A 16,594-nucleotide genomic window follows, 5' to 3' on the forward strand; every position below is an offset into this window, starting at 1 on the left:
CCCCGCACCGCCGTGAACCGGATGCCGCGGGCCCGCGCGTGGCTCAGTCCAGGTCGAGGATGTCCGCCGCCTCGACCTCTTCGCGCGTAATGCCCAGCAGATACAGGACCGTGTCCAGGAAGGGGAAGTTCACCGCGGTGTGGGCCGCCTGGCGCACCACCGGCTTGGCGTTGAACGCGACGCCGAGACCCGCCGAGTTGAGCATGTCCAGGTCATTCGCGCCGTCGCCGATCGCCACGGTCTGCGACAGCGGGACGCCCGCCTCGGCCGCGAACCGGCGCAGCAGCCGCGCCTTGCCCGGCCGGTCCACGATCTCGCCCGTGACCCGACCGGTCAGCTTTCCGTCGACGATCTCCAGGGTGTTGGCATGGGCGAAGTCCAACGCCAGCCGCTCCTTCAGATCGTCCGTGACCTGGGTGAACCCCCCGGAGACCACGCCCACCTGGTAGCCGAGCCGCTTCAGCGTGCGGACCAGGGTGCGGGCACCCGGTGTCAGCCGCACCTCGCTGCGCACCTTGTCCACCACGGAGGCGTCCAGCCCCGCCAGCAGCCGCACCCGCGCGTGCAGCGACTCCTCGAAGTCCAGCTCCCCGCGCATCGCCGCCTCGGTCACCTCGGCGACCTTGTCCTCGCAGCCGGCATGGGCGGCGAAGAGTTCGATCACCTCGTCCTGGATGAGGGTGGAGTCCACATCCATGACGACCAGGCGCTGGGCCCGGCGGTGCAGACCGGCCGCGACCACGGCGACATCGACCCCGAGCTTCGACGCGTCGGTCACCAGGGCGGTGCGCAGCGGTTCCGTCTCCACGCCGGACACCGCGAACTCCACCGCGGTCACCGGATACTTGGCGAGCCGGAAGACGCGGTCGATGTTGGCTCCGGTCTTCGTGATCCGCGCGGCGATCGCCGCCGCCGTCTCGGCGGTGAGGGGGTGGCCCAGCACGGTGACCAGGGAACGGCCGAGCCCGCGCGGACGGTTGTCGCCGATGCCGGAGATGATCTCCGCCTGCATCTTCATCGAATCGGCCCAGTTGTGGACGGTCGCCCGCAGACTGCCCTCCAGGCTCTGCGTCGGCTGGGTGACGAGCACGCACAGCACGATCCGGCCACGGGTGACGACCTGCTCGATGTCGACCACGTCGACGGAGTAGGCGGCGAGGGTGTCCAGGAGACCGGCGGTGATACCGGGCCGGTCCTTGCCGAAGATCTTGACAAGGAGTGTGGGAACGTCCGGGGTCTGCGATGCGTTCATGGTGTTCTTACCGTATCGGGCACGCAGTGCCCTGCGCGCCCGAGGTCCGTCTGGCGGACAGCGAACTCTCGGCGTCGCCGAGGTGTCTCGGACCTTACGCGCCTTGGCCGCCGCCCGCCTCACCGGCCCCGCCGGGGCGACGTGGCGCCGGGGGAGGGGGCGGCGGAGGCGGAGGCTCCTCGTCCGGCCACAGTGACGGGCGCTTCCCCGTGGACGGCCCGGCGCCACGCCCGGACCTTCCGCCCCCGGGCCGCCCGCGCGGAGCCCTCCCCGGCGGCGGCGGCCCGACGGGACGGATCACGGTCGGAGCGCCGGAGACGTCGCCGTCGTCCGGCACGCCGTCGTCCCCGGCAGGCTCGCTCGGGGGACGGCCGGGCGGCCGCATGTCACCGAGTGCCGCCGGCGGACCGGGCGGCCGTGCGTCATCGGGCTCCGGCGGGGGAGCGTGCCCCGACCGCGCGCCGGGCCACCGCCCCGCACCACCCCGCCGGGCTTCCGGCCGCCCCCGCAGCTCCTCGGGCACCACCAGGTACGGATTCGTCCCCGGATTCGGTGGCCGATACGGCACCCCCGGCGCATACGGCCCGACCTCCGCCCCGGCAGGTCGGGGCCCGGACCTCGTGCCGGCCCCCGGTTCAGCGGCACCCCCGGCGTACCCCGGGCTCCCGGCCGCGACCCGCGCCCATGGCGCCGCCCGCCGCCCCGCGGCCCCGCACGCCCATGTCAGCAGTGCCCCCGCCGCGCCCGCGCCCGCACCCCAGACGGCACCCAGGAGCAGTGCCACGCCGAGATGACCGCGCAGTTCGACGCCCGCACCGAACACGTCCAGGCCGAGCACGGACAGCGAGGCGTCCACCGACACCTCCGCCAGCCACACCAGCAGCGGCAGGGCCGACGCCGTCGCGACACCCAACCGCAGCGCACACCGCCCGGCGAAACCCGCGGCGCCCCCTTCCCGTACACCACCGGCACCACCCGCACCCCCCGCCGTCCCCGGCGGTGTCCGCGCCGCCACCAGCACACCGGCCAGCAGCATCGTCACCGCGGCCGCCACCCCCAGCAGCCACACCCGCCCGTCGAACCCGGCCAGCCGGGCCAGGGCGACCGGCCGGCCGGAGTCCATCCGCAGCAGGTCGTCCAAGGGGTGCGGCAGAACGCCGAGCAGCGCCCCCGTCGCCCGCCCCTCCCACGGCACGAACAGCCCGACCGGGAGGCCGAGCCACACCCCGTTCGGCGCCCCCAGCAGGGCCGCTCCCGCGATCCGCCGGGGATGGTCGTCGCCGATCGCCGCGTACCCCGCCGCCGCGTACCCCGCCGCCACCGCCACCAGGCCCACCACGACGAGGGCGGACACCGAGGGCCGTACGACGCGGTGCAGGACGTCCCAGCCGCGCGGCAGCGGAGTGCGCCTGGACGCCAGCAACGCGACGACCAGGACGCCGACCGACCAGCCCAGGCCGCCGAGCAGCGTCGGCACGGTGTCGACGGTGAACCCGACCGCGGCCTTCGCGTCGACGACATCACCGATCCGCTCCGGCAGCAGACCCCCGACATCACCCAGCCCCGGGATCTCGATCCCGCCGTCGCCCCCGCCGACGCCCGGCCACCCGTCCGGGCCCAGCGCCTCCCCGTCGACGGTGACGACGCCGTGGCCCGCCCACACCAGGCCACCCGTCATCCCCACGAAGAGCGTCACGACCGCGCCGACGCGTGCGGCGAGTTCGGCCGGGGACAGAACGTCGCCCGCAGCCCGCAGCGACCGCAGGAAGACGGACGACAGCAGCAACGCGCCCACCAGGCTCACCCCCAGCGGCGTGACCCCGACGGCCGTACTCGCCTCCGCACCCGCCAGCCCGAACGCCGACACCTCGACGGACGGCGTGACCGAGCCGCCGGCCGCCGACGCCACCACCGCGGCCGTCATCGGCCCCGGCGAACCCGCCGAGTCCGCGTCCAGCAGAAGCAGCCCGAGCGCCGCCGTCCCCGCCATCCCGATCAGCGCCCAGCTCACCGCGGCGACCGCGGACACCACGACATCCACCCACGGCACGCGCGTGCCGTGCCCCGCGGTACCGACGCCCGTGGCAGCGCTCATGGCAGACCCCCCGATCCGCGGCGCGGCACACGGTGGCCGCGCATGTCCCCCTCGGGTGGATTACCACTCCCCGGCCCGGTTTCAACCCCGCCGACGGGAGCACGGAAAGTGTCCGAGAGCCCCCTTCCCACGGCCCGGCTTCCGGTTCGGCGGCCGAGCCTGAAATAGTTCCCCCCGATGTTCGACATCCCTAGACTCCCTGCGACGGGGGAAATTCGGGGGACAACTCAGTGGGGCATGGAGTGCCGGAACTCGTACTGGAATCAAACGGACGGACCTGGACGCTCGATCCGTCCAGGTCCTACACCCTGGGACGCGATCCGCAGGGGGACGTCGTGGTGGACGACGCCAGGGTGTCCTGGCGACACGCCACGATCAGCTTCAACGGCCGCAGTTGGGTCGTCGAGGACCACGGCAGCACCAACGGCACGTTCGTGCAGGGGCAGCGGATCCATCATCTGGAGATCGGTTCCGGTACGGCGCTGCACCTGGGCAACGCGACCGACGGGCCGCGGGTGACCCTGTCCGGCGCCGCGGCCCAGGCCACCCCGCCGCAGCAGCAGCCGCAACAGCCGTACGCGGCACAGGGGGTGCAGGGGGCGGTCCCGGGCTGGGTCCAGCAGGGGCAGCAGCAGATGCATCAGCAGCAGTCCGCGCAGGCCGGCTGGCAGCAGCAGGCACAGCCGCAACAGCCGGTGCCGCAGCAGCAGTCCGCGCCGTACGTCCCGCAGCAGCAGGGCCCCGGTGGCGCAGCGGGGGCGCCGCCGGTGTACGGCGACCGCAGTCCGACCACGTTCCACCAGTTCTCGTTCGGCCGCGTGATGCGTATCGGCCGTGCTCTGGAGAACGACCTGGTCGTCTCCGACCTGCAGGTCTCCCGCAACCACGCCGAGTTCCACTCGACGCCCGACGGCCGCATGGAGATCCGCGACCTGGGCTCGCACAACGGCACCTACGTCAACGGTGTGCCGATCGCCAAGGGCGGCACACAGCTGCTCGGCCCGACCGACATCGTGGGCGTCGGCCACTCGACGTTCCGGATCGTCGGCGACCGGCTCGAGGAGTTCGTCGACACCGGTGAGGTGTCCTTCTCGGCCCGCCACCTCACCGTCACGGTCGACGGCGGCAAGCAGATCCTCAAGGACGTCTCCTTCGGCGTCCCGGAGAAGTCGCTGATCGCGGTCATCGGCCCGTCCGGCTCCGGCAAGTCCACCCTGCTCAAGGCGCTCACCGGGTACCGGCCCGCCGACCAGGGCGAGGTCCTCTACGACAACCGGAACCTCTACAAGCAGTTCGCCGAACTGCGCCAGCGCATCGGCCTGGTTCCGCAGGACGACATCCTGCACAAGGAACTGTCCGTCAAGAAGGCCCTCGGGTACGCGGCCAAGCTCCGCTTCCCGGCCGACACCACGGCCGCCGAGCGCGACGCCCGCATCGACGAGGTGCTGCGCGAGCTGAAGCTGGACATCCACAAGGACAAGAAGGTCACGTCGCTCTCCGGCGGCCAGCGCAAACGGGTCTCGGTGGCGCTGGAACTGCTCACCAAGCCGTCGCTGATCTTCCTCGACGAGCCGACGTCGGGCCTCGACCCGGGCATGGACCGCGACGTCATGCAGCTGCTGCGCGGGCTCGCCGACGACGGGCGCACCGTCCTCGTCGTCACCCACTCGGTGGCCGAGCTGGCGATCTGCGACAAGCTCCTGGTGATGGCGCCCGGCGGCTCGGTCGCCTACTTCGGTCCGCCCGAGGAGGCGCTGAACTTCTTCGGCTACGACACCTGGGCCGACGTCTTCTCCGCCTTCGAGAACTACCGCGACTACGACTGGGCGGGCCGCTGGAAGGGCTCGCAGCACTACCAGATGTACGCGGCGGACATCGACGCGGTCGCGCCGCAGTCCGTACAGGTCCCGGCGATGCAGGCGATGAAGCCGCCGAAGCCGCAGGGCTGGATGTCACAGTTCACCACCCTGGTGCGCCGCTACATCTCGGTGATCGTCTCCGACAAGGGGTTCCTCGCCCTGACGGTGATCCTGCCGGCCGTCCTCGGCGCGGTCAGCCTGCTCATCGAGGCCGACAAGGGTCTGCTGCCGAACCCGCCCGACCCGCAGACCGGCCGGATCATCCCGAACGGCACGGCGACCACGGTCCTGCTGATCCTCGCGGTCGGCGCCTGCTTCGCCGGCGCCGCGAACTCCGTACGTGAGCTGATCAAGGAACGGGTCATCTACGAGCGGGAACGCGCGACCGGCCTGTCCCGCTCGGCGTACCTGATGTCCAAGGTGTTCGTGCTCGGCATGATCACCGTGCTGCAGGGCCTGATGGTCGGCATCATCGGCTTCTCCAACCGGGAGCTCCCCGAGGAGGGGCTGGTCCTCGGCGGTTTCACGCTGCTGGAGCTGTCCATCCCGATCATGGCGCTCGGCTTCACCTCGATGATGTTCGGCCTGATCATCTCCTCGCTGGTGAAGACCGCCGAGAAGACCATGCCGCTGCTGGTGATGTTCGCGATCGTCCAGGTCGTCTTCACCGGCTGTCTGTTCGCGTTGCACGGCTCGATCGGCGTCAACCAGTTCTCGTTCCTGATGCCGTCGCGCTGGGCGGTCGCCGCCTCCGGTGCCACGCTGGACTTCAACAAGATCAGTCCGCCGGAGACCGCGGGCGACCCCGACCCGCTGTGGGAGCACACGGCGGGAGCCTGGTTCATGGACATGGGCGCGCTCATCGCCCTCGGCGTGATCTGCGGCTTCTTCGTGGCCCGCTTCCTGCGCCGCCACGAGCCCGAGGTCATGCGCAAGTAACGCCGGTGACGCAAGCAACCGGCGCGGCCGTTCGCGCGCCGTACGCCCCGAAGGGCGGCACCCCGTCAGGAGGGTGCCGCCCTTCGGGGCGTATCCGGGCGCGTCAGGCCGCGTGAGGAGGTCCGCGCCGACCTCAGTACGCGCTGTAGACGTTGTCCATGGAGCCGTACCGGTCGGCCGCGTAGTTGCAGGCGGCGGTGATGTTCGCGACCGGGTCGTAGATGTCCTTCGGCGTGCCCGGGACGTGGTACGCCTCGAACGTCGGCGGGATCACCTGCAGCAGGCCCTTGGACGGGATGCCGTTCTTGGCGTTGATGTCCCAGAGGTTGATGGCCATCGGGTTGCCGGAGGACTCCCGGATGATGTTGCGGTGGATGCCCTCGTACGAACCCGGGATCCCGTGCTTCTTCATGATGTCCATGGACTCGCGGATCCAGCCGTCCAGGTTGTCGCCGTAGGTCTTGGGGGCGGCCTTGTCGACCTCGGCCCGCTGCGCGGAGCGGTCGGCGGCCTCCTGGGCCTCGCGCTCCTTCACTGCCTGCTCCTTCGCGGCAGCCGCGTCGGCCTGCTTCGCGGCAGCCGCGTCGGCCGCGGCCTGCTTCTTCGCCGCGATCTGCTCGGTCTTCACACCGGAGACGGCGAGCTGGTCGGTGACGGTGCCCTTGACGTCCTTGATCGGCTCGGTGCTGTAGACGACCTGCGCGGTGGGAACGGCCTCGCTCGTGCCGGTCGTCGACGCCTCGCTCGGCGTGGCCGAGAAAGCGATGGCGGCGGCACCGAGGGCGGCGACACCGGCGGCGGCGATCTTGTGGTGGCGGTTCAGAGCACGAATGTGACCTCGGGCGAGGAAGTTCTTCGACATGGGTGATGGACCTCTTCGAATAGCGCGGAGGTCGCTCGACGTCCGGTGGGGACAGGGGTTTCTCCGGCACGAACGCCGCGGACGGAACCCGCGGCGCTGAGCGACGGGAGCCATTCTTAGCGGCCGCAAAAAGGCGAGGCAAAGGTGTGACGTACGAAGCCGGGTAGTGGATCAGGGGAGGTCAAAACGGGGCAGATGGGACTATCTTCGCCGCTCACGTGCCCGTTATGGCCCTCCTATTCTTCTTCGTACGTGATGTACGCCCTATGCCCGGCCTCACACCGGGCAGCCGTCTCCCTTACCGGTAGTTGCTGACGCAATGCCCTGTGTGAGGGGCGCGGCGAGCCCGGGGCGGGCCCGGAAAAGGACTCGGGCCCGCCCCGGGGAGACCGGAGGTCCTAGGACCTCCGGTCCAGGTCGCCGCCGCCACTGGTCGGATCCGCGGTGCCGGTGCCCGCCGGTACCGTGAGGGCATGAGCCACGGCCCCCGGTCCGGCCTCGCCGCGGTGAGCACCGCGTTGCTGGCCATGAGCAGGCACCTCGAGGTGCGTGACGTCCTCAAGACGATCGTCGCCTCGGCCCGCGAACTGCTCGACGCGGAGTACGCCGCGCTCGGTGTCCCCGACGACCACGGCGGCTTCGCCCAGTTCGTGGTCGACGGCGTCAGCGACGACCAGTGGAAGGCCATAGGCCCCCTCCCGCGCCAGCACGGCATCCTCGCCGCGATGCTCCGCGAGGACGGACCCCAGCGCCTCGCCGACGTACGCAGGGACCCCCGCTTCGAGGGCTGGCCCAGTGCCCACCCCGACCTGGTCGACTTCCTGGGCCTGCCCATCCGCGACGGCGACGAGGTCATCGGAGCCCTGTTCCTGGCCAACAAACGGACCCCCGCGGGAGGAGACGACCCCCGAGACCCTTCCGGCCCCCCGTGCCCCGCACCCGGGGGCACCTGCGGGTTCACCCAGGACGACGAGGACATACTGGGCATCCTGGCCCAGCACGCGGCGATCGCCCTCACCAACGCCCGGCTCTACGAGCGCAGCCGCGAACTGACCATCGCCGAGGAACGCTCCCGCCTCGCCCACGAACTGCACGACGCCGTCAGTCAGAAGCTGTTCTCCCTGCGCCTCACCGCCCAGGCGGCCGCCCGCCTCGTGGACCGCGACCCGACCCGGGCCAAGGGGGAGCTCCAGCAGGTGGCCGCCCTGGCGGCCGAGGCCGCCGACGAACTGCGCGCCGCGGTCGTCGAACTGCGCCCCGCGGCCCTCGACGAGGACGGTCTCGTCCCCACCCTCCGTACCCAGATCCAGGTCCTCGACCGCGCCCACACCGCGCGTGTGACCTTCACCGGGCAGGGCGCGCGCGCCCTGCCCGCCGCGCAGGAGGAGGCCGTGCTGCGCGTCGCCCAGGAGGCGCTGCACAACGCCCTGCGGCATTCGGGGGCGGACCACGTCGACGTCACCCTGGGCCGCCGCGGCAGTGGCGCCGTTCTGCGGGTCACCGACGACGGCAAGGGGTTCGACCCGCAGATCGTCCGCAGTGCGGGACGACATCTCGGCCTGGTCTCCATGCGTGACCGGGCGAGCGGGGTCGGCGGCAGCCTGACCGTGGAATCGGCGCCCGGCAAGGGCACCACGATCGAGATGGAGGTCCCCGGTGGCTGACGCGATCAGGGTGCTGCTCGTCGACGACCACCAGGTGGTCCGCCGGGGGCTGCGTACCTTTCTGGAAGTGCAGGACGACATCGAGGTCGTCGGCGAGGCGGCGGACGGTGCCGGAGGAGTCGCCCTCGCCGGGGAGCTGCGGCCCGACGTGATCCTGATGGACGTCAGGATGCCGGGCATGGACGGCGTGGAGGCCCTGCGCCGGCTCCGCGAACTGGACCATCCCGCGCGCGTGCTGATCGTCACCAGCTTCACCGAGCAGCGCACCGTGGTCCCGGCCCTGCGCGCGGGCGCCGCCGGATACGTGTACAAGGACATCGACCCCGACGCGCTCGCCGGGGCCATCCGCTCGGTGCACGCCGGACACGTCCTCCTCCAGGCCGAGGTCGCCGGCGCCCTGCTGGCCCAGGAGGAGACCCACTCCGGCCAGGGCCGGGCCGGTTCGCTCACGGAGCGGGAGCGCGAGGTGCTCGGCCTCATAGCGGACGGCCGCTCCAACCGGGAGATCGCCCGCGCCCTGGTCCTCTCCGAGAAGACCGTGAAGACGCATGTCTCGAACATCCTGATGAAGCTCGACCTGGCGGACCGCACCCAGGCCGCCCTGTGGGCGGTGCGCCACGGCCTGAGCGGCTGAGCACCCGGGCGTCCGAGCACCCGGGCAGGTGAGTCGGGGGAGGCCGACCCGTGACGTACCGGGCCGGGCGGATGGTTCCCCTCCGGTGCGAGATTCATACCGTAGTGGGAATGTCCCCCGAATGGCGCATCCTTCTTCGGCCTCCCGCCGTTCTCCCGTGCGTACCGCGGCACCTGCCGCGGTGACCGCGAGGAGGGCTCGGAAAGTGAAGAACCTGAAGAAGGCAGCGGCCGTGACGATGGTGGCCGGCGGTCTGCTCGCCGCCGGTACGGGCATGGCCTCCGCCACCGACGGCGCGCACGCCGGCGGCAAGGCCGTGGGCTCCCCGGGCGTCGTCTCGGGCAACGTCATCCAGGTCCCGGTCGACGTCCCGGTCAACGTGTCCGGCAACAGCGGCAACGTGATCGGCCTGCTGAACCCCGCCTTCGGCAACGTGGCCGTCAACGGCTGACGCCCGTCACCCCACCGGTGACGCTCCCGGCCTCCCGGCCCCACCCGGGAGGCCGCTCGTTCTGCCCGCGCCGGTCACCGCGGGGGGCCGGGACTCACCCGGCCCCCCGCTTCCGTTCCTCCACAACGGAGTTGTACGCCGCGACCTGCGCCCGCCGGGCCGTCCGCTCCACCGGCCGCAGGGCCTCCCCGCGCGCCGCCATCTCCGACGCGCTCACCGCGCCCCCGTGTCCGTTCGCACCGGCCAGCGAGACCAGCGTCCCCACCCGCCGCGCCAGCTCCAGCACCCGTACCGCTCGCGGCGGATATCCCGGCGCCAGCACCTCATGGTCCGGCTCCGCCCGGGCCCGGTACGCGTCGATCGCCGCCTCGGCCGCCGGACCCGAGCCCGCCACGTCCAGCCGCGTCAGCACCTCGGTCGCCTCCCTGAGTGCCTCCGCCAGTTCCCGCTCCGCCTCGCCGAGCGAGGGCACGTCGGCGGGCGGCGCCTCCCGCACCGCCAGGCAGTGCCAGACGACCTCCACATGCACATCACCCGCGGGCCCGGCCTCCCGTACCTGCGGCACCAGCCCGAAGGCGGCCCCGTGACCGACCACCGCCTCCCCGGCCTCCAGCGCCCGCGCGTTGAACTCCGGCGGCCCGCTCAGCCCCAGTGGATGCCCCGGCATGGGCAGCGCGACGCGCAGCCCGGTCACCCCGAGCGTCCGCAGCCGCCCCAGCGCCAGCGTGAGACCCACCGGCGCGGACTCACCCGGCACCCCCTCCACCCGGTGCACCGCGTCCTCGCCGACGATGGCGAGCACGGCGTCATCCGGCGAGACAAGACCGGCAATAAGGGCATTTCCCCAAGAGGCGAGGCGTCCTGAACGTGGTTCCGAGAGCATGCCTCCACCCTAAGGACAGGACCGAGGGGATGTCCGGGCCGACCGGTGGCGTAGATTTCATGGAGGGCCGCGCCCACGGGCGCGGCGGACCGACCACAGGTGTACGACAGAGCCGAGAACCCGGCCACACTGCAAGGGGAGACAACGCGCTCATGAGCGATGTTCTGGAGCTTCAGGACGTATCCGTGGTCCGCGAGGGCCGGGCTCTGGTGGACCAGGTCTCCTGGTCGGTGAAGGAGGGCGAGCGCTGGGTCATCCTCGGTCCCAACGGCGCCGGGAAGACCACCCTGCTGAACATCGCCTCCAGCTACCTGTTCCCGAGCAAGGGCACCGCCACCATCCTCGGCGAGACCCTCGGCACCCCCGGCACCGACGTCTTCGAACTGCGCCCGCGCATCGGCATCGCCGGGAACGGCATGGCCGACAAGCTCCCCAAGAACCAGACGGTCCTGCAGACCGTGCTGACCGCCGCCTACGGGATGACCGCCGGCTGGCAGGAGGAGTACGAGGACATCGACGAACAGCGCGCCCGCGCCTTCCTCGACCGCCTCGGCATGTCCGAATTCGTCGACCGCAGGTTCGGCACCCTCTCCGAGGGCGAGCGCAAGCGCACCCTCATCGCCCGCGCGCTGATGACCGACCCCGAACTGCTGCTCCTCGACGAGCCCGCCGCCGGCCTCGACCTGGGCGGCCGCGAGGACCTCGTGCGTCGCCTCGGCCGCCTCGCCCGCGACCCGATCGCCCCCTCCATGATCATGGTCACGCACCACGTCGAGGAGATCGCCCCCGGCTTCACCCACGTCCTGATGATCCGCCAGGGCCAGATCCTGGCCGCCGGCCCGCTGGAGCTCGAACTCACCTCCCGCAACCTCTCCCTCTGCTTCGGCCTTCCGCTCGTCGTGGAGCAGGTCGGCGACCGCTGGACCGCGCAGGGCCTCCCGATGGCCTGAACCCGGCCGGGGGGTTCCGTCCACTCAGAAACCGGGCCCGGAAGGCCCTTTCGAATGTCCCGGCGCCCTGTCGGTGACCGGGTGCGCGGTCCTACCATGCCCATGTGGACATCGATGCATGGCTGTGGTGGCTGATCGGCGCGGCGGTACTCGGCATCGCGCTGGTGATCACCGCGATGCCCGAACTCGGCATGCTCGCGGTGGGCGCCGCCGCCGCGGCGGTGGTCTCCGGAATCTTCGGCGGCGGCGCCGTGGTCCAGGTCGTGGTCTTCGCTGTCGTCTCGACCGCCCTCATCGCCGTCGTGCGCCCCATCGCGAACAGACAACGCGCACAACGACCCCATCTCGCCAGCGGCGTCGACGCCCTGAAGGGCAAGCAGGCCGTCGTGCTGGAACGGGTCGACGGCTCCGGCGGCCGCATCAAGCTGGCCGGCGAGATCTGGTCGGCGCGTTCACTCGACGTCGCCCGGGTCTACGAAGTGGGCCAGGAAGTGGACGTCGTGGAGATCGAGGGAGCCACGGCGATCGTCATGTGATCCCGCACGAGCCGCTCACACAGGACAACAACTGAGCCGAACGGCCACCGAGTTGCACGACGGTCTGTCAGACTCGACAGCAAGATCCGTAACCGGCACAGGATCTGACGAAGACGCCGAGGCGAAGAAGGGTTCGGGAAACCGACGATGCAACCGATCATCATCGTTCTGATCATCCTGGTGGTGTTGGTCTTCATCGCCCTGATCAAGACGATCCAAGTCATCCCGCAGGCCAGCGCCGCCATCGTCGAGCGCTTCGGCCGCTACACCCGCACACTCAACGCGGGCCTCAACATCGTCGTCCCGTTCATAGACACCATTCGCAACCGGATCGACCTGCGCGAACAGGTCGTCCCGTTCCCGCCGCAGCCGGTGATCACCCAGGACAACCTGGTCGTCAACATCGACACCGTCATCTACTACCAGGTGACCGACGCGCGGGCCGCGACCTACGAGGTCGCCAGCTACATCCAGGCGATCGAGCAGCTCACCGTCACCACCCTGCGCAACATCATCGGCGGCATGGACCTCGAGCGCACCCTGACCTCCCGCGAGGAGATCAACGCGGCCCTGCGCGGCGTCCTCGACGAGGCCACCGGCAAGTGGGGCATCCGCGTCAACCGCGTCGAGCTCAAGGCGATCGAGCCGCCCACCTCCATCCAGGACTCGATGGAGAAGCAGATGCGCGCCGACCGCGACAAGCGCGCCGCGATCCTCCAGGCCGAGGGTGTCCGGCAGTCCGAGATCCTGCGCGCCGAGGGCGAGAAGCAGTCCCAGATCCTGCGCGCCGAGGGCGAGGCCAAGGCCGCCGCCCTCCGGGCCGAGGGCGAGGCCCAGGCCGTCCGTACGGTCTTCGAGGCGATCCACGCGGGCGACCCCGACCAGAAGCTGCTCTCCTACCAGTACCTCCAGATGCTCCCGAAGATCGCGGAGGGCGACGCCAACAAGCTCTGGATCGTCCCCAGCGAGATCGGCGACGCGCTCAAGGGACTCTCCGGCGCCATGGGCAACTTCGGTGGCCTGGGCGGCGGTTCGGGCGGCAACGGCGCCTCCGGCGGCGCCACGGAGCGCCGTGAGAAGCCCTCCATCGACTGACGGCCAGCCGCACATCGGACAGGTCCCCGCACCCCTCCAGGGGTGCGGGGACCTGTCCGATGTGCGGCTCCGCCGCGTGTGCGCGATCAGCCGCGAACGACCCGCAGCCGGGCACCCGGGCCCCTACGGCGAAACCCTCACGCCGCGTCCAGCGCCAGCCAGTCCGGCAGCGCCTCAAGATCGTCCCTCGCCAGCGCGAGCAGCATCGCGTCCGCCGGCGTCGGCTCGAACGGCTGCCGCAGCAGCGGCATCCCCGCCTGCTCCGGAGTCCGGTTCGCCTTGCGGTGGTTGTCCTCCGCGCACGAGGCCACCGTGTTCAGCCAGGTGTCCTGCCCGCCGTGCGACCGCGGTACCACGTGGTCGACGGTGGTGGCCCGCCGCCCGCAGTACGCGCACCGGTGCCGGTCCCGCACCAGCACACCCCGCCTCGACCACGGCGCCCGTCTTCGGAACGGCACCCTGACGTATTGGCAGAGCCTGATCACCCGTGGCACCGGTATGTCCACCTCGGCTCCCCGCATCCGCAGTGCGGGGTGGGCCTGCTCGACGACCGCCTTGTCCTGGAGCACCAGAACGACGGCTCGGTTCAGCGTCACCGTCGACAGCGGCTCGAAGCTCGCGTTCAGTACCAGCGTGTCCCGCATACCAGCCCACCTCCCGTGTGCACCGGCCCACCCCTCGGCAGGCTGGGATCAACTCTGGCCGGGCACGCCGGGATGGACAACGCAATATCTGCTGCCTCGACGGGAGGCGGCCCCGCGCCCCCGGTAACAAAAATGCCCGCCCCTGATCAATTCCATGACCAGGGGCGGGCAAACGTTCCGTGAACGCCGGGATCGGCTCAGGAGCCGGCGGGCACCTCGTACTCACCGATCAGCTGGGCCCGCGCGAGCGTGTGGAACCGCAGATTGAAGCCCACCACGGCAGGGGACGCGTCCGAGTCCGGACCGAGCTTCTCCTGGTCCACGGCGTACACCGTGAACACATACCGGTGCGGCCCGTCCCCGGGAGGCGGCGCGGCCCCGCCGAAGTCCTTGGTGCCGTAGTCGTTGCGCGCCTGAATCGCGCCCTCGGGCAGTCCCCCGAACCCGCCGCTGCCCGCGCCGGCCGGCAGCTCGGTCACCGAGGCCGGGATGTCGAACGCCACCCAGTGCCAGAACCCGCTGCCCGTCGGGGCATCCGGGTCGTAGCAGGTCACGGCGAAGCTCCTGGTCTCCGGCGGGAAGCCCGACCAGCGCAGCTGCGGCGAGGTGTTGCCGCCCGCCTGCACCTGGGCGTCCCGGAGCGTCGCGCCCTCCTCGACGTCCTCGCTCGTCACCGTGAACGACGGCACGGGCGGGTGGAAGTCATGGGGGAGCGGACGTCGCTCGAGCTCGGTCACCTCGGTACCTCCTGATCGATTGCGTTCCGTCGGAGCCGAGCCTAGAACCAGTTGCGCCTGCTGCCGACCTCCGACAGCCACTGGTTGAGGTACGCCGTCCAGTCCGTGCCCTGGTAGTCGTGCAGCCCCACCTTGAACGACCGGAACGTGTCGCTGCCCTCGCTGAACAGACCGGGCTTCTTGTCCATCTCCAGCACGACGTCCATCGCCTGATCGTCGGCCACGAAGGTCAGCTCGACCTGGTGCAGCCCCCGGTACTGCTGCGGCGGGAAGAACTCGATCTCCTGGTAGAACGGCAGCCGCTGACGCGTCCCGCGGACATGCCCGCGCTCCATGTCCGCGCTCTTGAACCGGAAGCCCAACTGGATGAACGCGTCCAGGATCGCCTTCTGCGCCGGCAGCGGGTGCACGTTGATCGGGTCCAGGTCACCCGAGTCCACGGCCCGCGCGATCGCCAGCTCCGTGGTCACACCGATGTTCATCCCGCGCAGCGACTGCCCGTCGATCATCGTGATCGGGGTCTCCCACGGGATCTCCAGCCCGAACGGCACCGCGTGCACCGCGCCCGCCTGGAGTTCGAAGGCCCCACCGAGCCGCGACTTGGTGAACTCGATGTTCTGCTTGTACTCCTCGTCGCCGCTCTCCACCTCGACCTTGGCCTGCAGCCCGACCGACAGACCCTCGATCTGCTGGTTCACGGACCCGCCCTGGATGCGCACCTCACCCTGGACGACCCCACCCGGAACGACGTTGTCCTCGTGCAGCACCGTCTCGACCGAAGCCCCGCCGGCTCCCAGGCTCGCGAGCAGCTTCTTGAACGCCATGTCTCTCCCCTTGTCGTCCTCTATCGCGTCGTTGCCACGTGTGGACCTTTGATCCCTAACAACGCGATCCGGCCCTGGCCGGTTCCATGTTCGTCACCCTCACAAGCACGGCGTCCGGTGACCACCCCATGGCGGTACCCCGGCAGGAGTACGCTCGGACGCCATGATCGCGACCCCCGACCGTACGCCCCTGCCCAGGAAGTTCTTCGACCGCCCTGTCCTCGAGGTCGCCCCCGACCTGCTCGGCCGAATCGTCGTGCGCACCACCCCGGACGGTCCGATCGCCCTCCGCCTGACCGAGGTCGAGGCCTACGACGGCTCCGGCGACCCCGGTTCCCACGCCTACCGGGGGCGCACCGCCCGCAACGGCGTGATGTTCGGTCCCCCCGGTCACGTATACGTTTACTTCACCTATGGCATGTGGTTCTGCATGAACCTGGTGTGCGGCCCCGAGGGTCTGGCGAGCGGGGTGCTGCTGCGTGCCGGTGAGATCGTCGAGGGCGCCGAGCTCGCCCGCACCCGTCGACTCTCGGCCCGCAATGACAAGGAACTGGCCAAAGGCCCGGCCCGCCTGGCGACGGCCCTGGGCGTGGACCGTTCCCTGGACGGTACGGACGCCTGCACCTCCGAGGACACCCCGCTGAGGATGCTCGCCGGCACCCCGGTCTCCTCTGGCCAGGTACGCAAAGGCCCGCGCACCGGAGTCTCGGGCGAGGGCGCCGCGCACCCCTGGCGCTTCTGGGTCGCCGACGACCCGACGGTGAGCCCGTACCGGGCCCATGTCCCGAAGCGTCGGCGAAGTTGACTCTCCCCCGGGAGGCGCGTAACGTGGCCCGAGCCGCTGAACCGGGTACGGCAATCGCCTGCAGCCGGAGCGGCCAACCCATTACTCAAGATCGCCCCTCATCGGGGTCGAATTCGTCATGTTCGCATGTATGAATTTCGAACCCGGAAGCCCGATTATGAATCGAGCGAGGGAATCGGCTAACGTAGTGAATGTCGAAAGGCCGACGGGTGAAAGTCCTGAAGCCGACGGTACGTCCCGCCGACCGGGAATCAGGCCCGAAAGAGTCTGATAGAGTCGGAAACGCAAGACCGAAGGGAAGCGCCCGGAGGAAAACCCGCGAGGGTGAGTACGAAGGAAGCGTCCGTTCCTTGAGAACTCAACA

General features: G+C 70.8%; 15 protein-coding genes. 8 read left to right on the forward strand and 7 right to left on the reverse strand.

The features are described 5' to 3' along the window. Positions 1-43: 43 nt before the first annotated feature. Positions 44-1,252 (reverse strand): phosphoserine phosphatase SerB, encoded by a 1,209-nt coding sequence (gene serB, locus JL475_RS15505; protein ID WP_202278289.1) that lies wholly within the window; start codon positions 1,250-1,252, stop codon positions 44-46. Between the two features lie 94 nt (positions 1,253-1,346). Beyond that, positions 1,347-3,347, reverse strand: coding sequence for a streptophobe family protein (locus JL475_RS15510; protein WP_202278290.1), 2,001 nt, complete (start codon positions 3,345-3,347; stop codon positions 1,347-1,349). Positions 3,348-3,589: 242 nt separating this feature from the next. On the opposite strand from JL475_RS15510, the gene JL475_RS15515 reads away from it, so the two are divergent. Continuing rightward, entirely contained in the window at positions 3,590-6,145 is a 2,556-nt protein-coding gene (locus tag JL475_RS15515) for an FHA domain-containing protein (protein ID WP_202278307.1), read from the forward strand. A 133-nt stretch (positions 6,146-6,278) separates the two neighbouring features. Here the strand turns inward: JL475_RS15515 and JL475_RS15520 are convergent, their stop codons facing one another. Beyond that, complete coding sequence (locus JL475_RS15520) at positions 6,279-7,007, reverse strand: transglycosylase SLT domain-containing protein (protein ID WP_202278291.1); 729 nt, start codon at positions 7,005-7,007, stop codon at positions 6,279-6,281. 473 nt (positions 7,008-7,480) lie between these two features. Between JL475_RS15520 and JL475_RS15525 the strand changes: the two genes are divergently transcribed. The 3 genes from JL475_RS15525 to JL475_RS15535 all read left to right on the forward strand — a co-directional run bounded on the left by JL475_RS15525 (position 7,481) and on the right by JL475_RS15535 (position 9,756). Next, on the forward strand, positions 7,481-8,671 hold the full coding sequence (locus JL475_RS15525; RefSeq protein WP_202278292.1) for a GAF domain-containing sensor histidine kinase: 1,191 nt from the start codon (positions 7,481-7,483) through the stop codon (positions 8,669-8,671). Further along, positions 8,664-9,305 (forward strand): response regulator transcription factor, encoded by a 642-nt coding sequence (locus JL475_RS15530; protein ID WP_202278293.1) that lies wholly within the window; start codon positions 8,664-8,666, stop codon positions 9,303-9,305. Before JL475_RS15525 ends, JL475_RS15530 begins: the two co-directional genes overlap by 8 nt. 205 nt (positions 9,306-9,510) lie before the next feature. Then, the gene (locus tag JL475_RS15535) at positions 9,511-9,756 is read left to right on the forward strand and encodes a chaplin (RefSeq protein WP_202278294.1); all 246 of its coding nucleotides are present in this window, start codon (positions 9,511-9,513) and stop codon (positions 9,754-9,756) included. Between the two features lie 94 nt (positions 9,757-9,850). Here the strand turns inward: JL475_RS15535 and JL475_RS15540 are convergent, their stop codons facing one another. Continuing rightward, positions 9,851-10,639, reverse strand: coding sequence for a hypothetical protein (locus JL475_RS15540; RefSeq protein ID WP_202278295.1), 789 nt, complete (start codon positions 10,637-10,639; stop codon positions 9,851-9,853). Between the two features lie 152 nt (positions 10,640-10,791). Here JL475_RS15540 and JL475_RS15545 point away from each other — a divergent pair, with 152 nt between their 5' ends. The 3 genes from JL475_RS15545 to JL475_RS15555 all read left to right on the forward strand — a co-directional run bounded on the left by JL475_RS15545 (position 10,792) and on the right by JL475_RS15555 (position 13,220). After that, positions 10,792-11,589: an ABC transporter ATP-binding protein gene (locus JL475_RS15545; protein WP_202278296.1), complete on the forward strand. Its 798-nt coding sequence runs from the start codon at positions 10,792-10,794 to the stop codon at positions 11,587-11,589. A gap of 104 nt (positions 11,590-11,693) precedes the next feature. Then, entirely contained in the window at positions 11,694-12,125 is a 432-nt protein-coding gene (locus JL475_RS15550; protein ID WP_202278297.1) for an NfeD family protein, read from the forward strand. Positions 12,126-12,272: 147 nt separating this feature from the next. Beyond that, positions 12,273-13,220: an SPFH domain-containing protein gene (locus tag JL475_RS15555; protein ID WP_109383202.1), complete on the forward strand. Its 948-nt coding sequence runs from the start codon at positions 12,273-12,275 to the stop codon at positions 13,218-13,220. A 137-nt stretch (positions 13,221-13,357) separates the two neighbouring features. Here the strand turns inward: JL475_RS15555 and JL475_RS15560 are convergent, their stop codons facing one another. The 3 genes from JL475_RS15560 to JL475_RS15570 form a co-directional block, all read right to left on the reverse strand. Beyond that, on the reverse strand, positions 13,358-13,864 hold the full coding sequence (locus tag JL475_RS15560; RefSeq protein WP_202278298.1) for an HNH endonuclease: 507 nt from the start codon (positions 13,862-13,864) through the stop codon (positions 13,358-13,360). A 197-nt stretch (positions 13,865-14,061) separates the two neighbouring features. Next, a complete protein-coding gene (locus tag JL475_RS15565; RefSeq protein WP_202278299.1) occupies positions 14,062-14,601 on the reverse strand; it encodes a YbhB/YbcL family Raf kinase inhibitor-like protein in 540 nt (179 codons plus the stop codon). 41 nt (positions 14,602-14,642) lie between these two features. Next, positions 14,643-15,425, reverse strand: a complete 783-nt coding sequence (locus JL475_RS15570; protein WP_202278300.1) for a sporulation protein — start codon at positions 15,423-15,425, stop codon at positions 14,643-14,645. 163 nt (positions 15,426-15,588) lie between these two features. On the opposite strand from JL475_RS15570, the gene JL475_RS15575 reads away from it, so the two are divergent. Beyond that, positions 15,589-16,230, forward strand: a complete 642-nt coding sequence (locus tag JL475_RS15575) for a DNA-3-methyladenine glycosylase (RefSeq protein WP_202278301.1) — start codon at positions 15,589-15,591, stop codon at positions 16,228-16,230. Positions 16,231-16,594 lie beyond the last annotated feature (364 nt).

The sequence above is a fragment of the Streptomyces sp. M2CJ-2 genome (genome assembly GCF_016757295.1).
Taxonomy (GTDB): Bacteria; Actinomycetota; Actinomycetes; order Streptomycetales; family Streptomycetaceae; genus Streptomyces.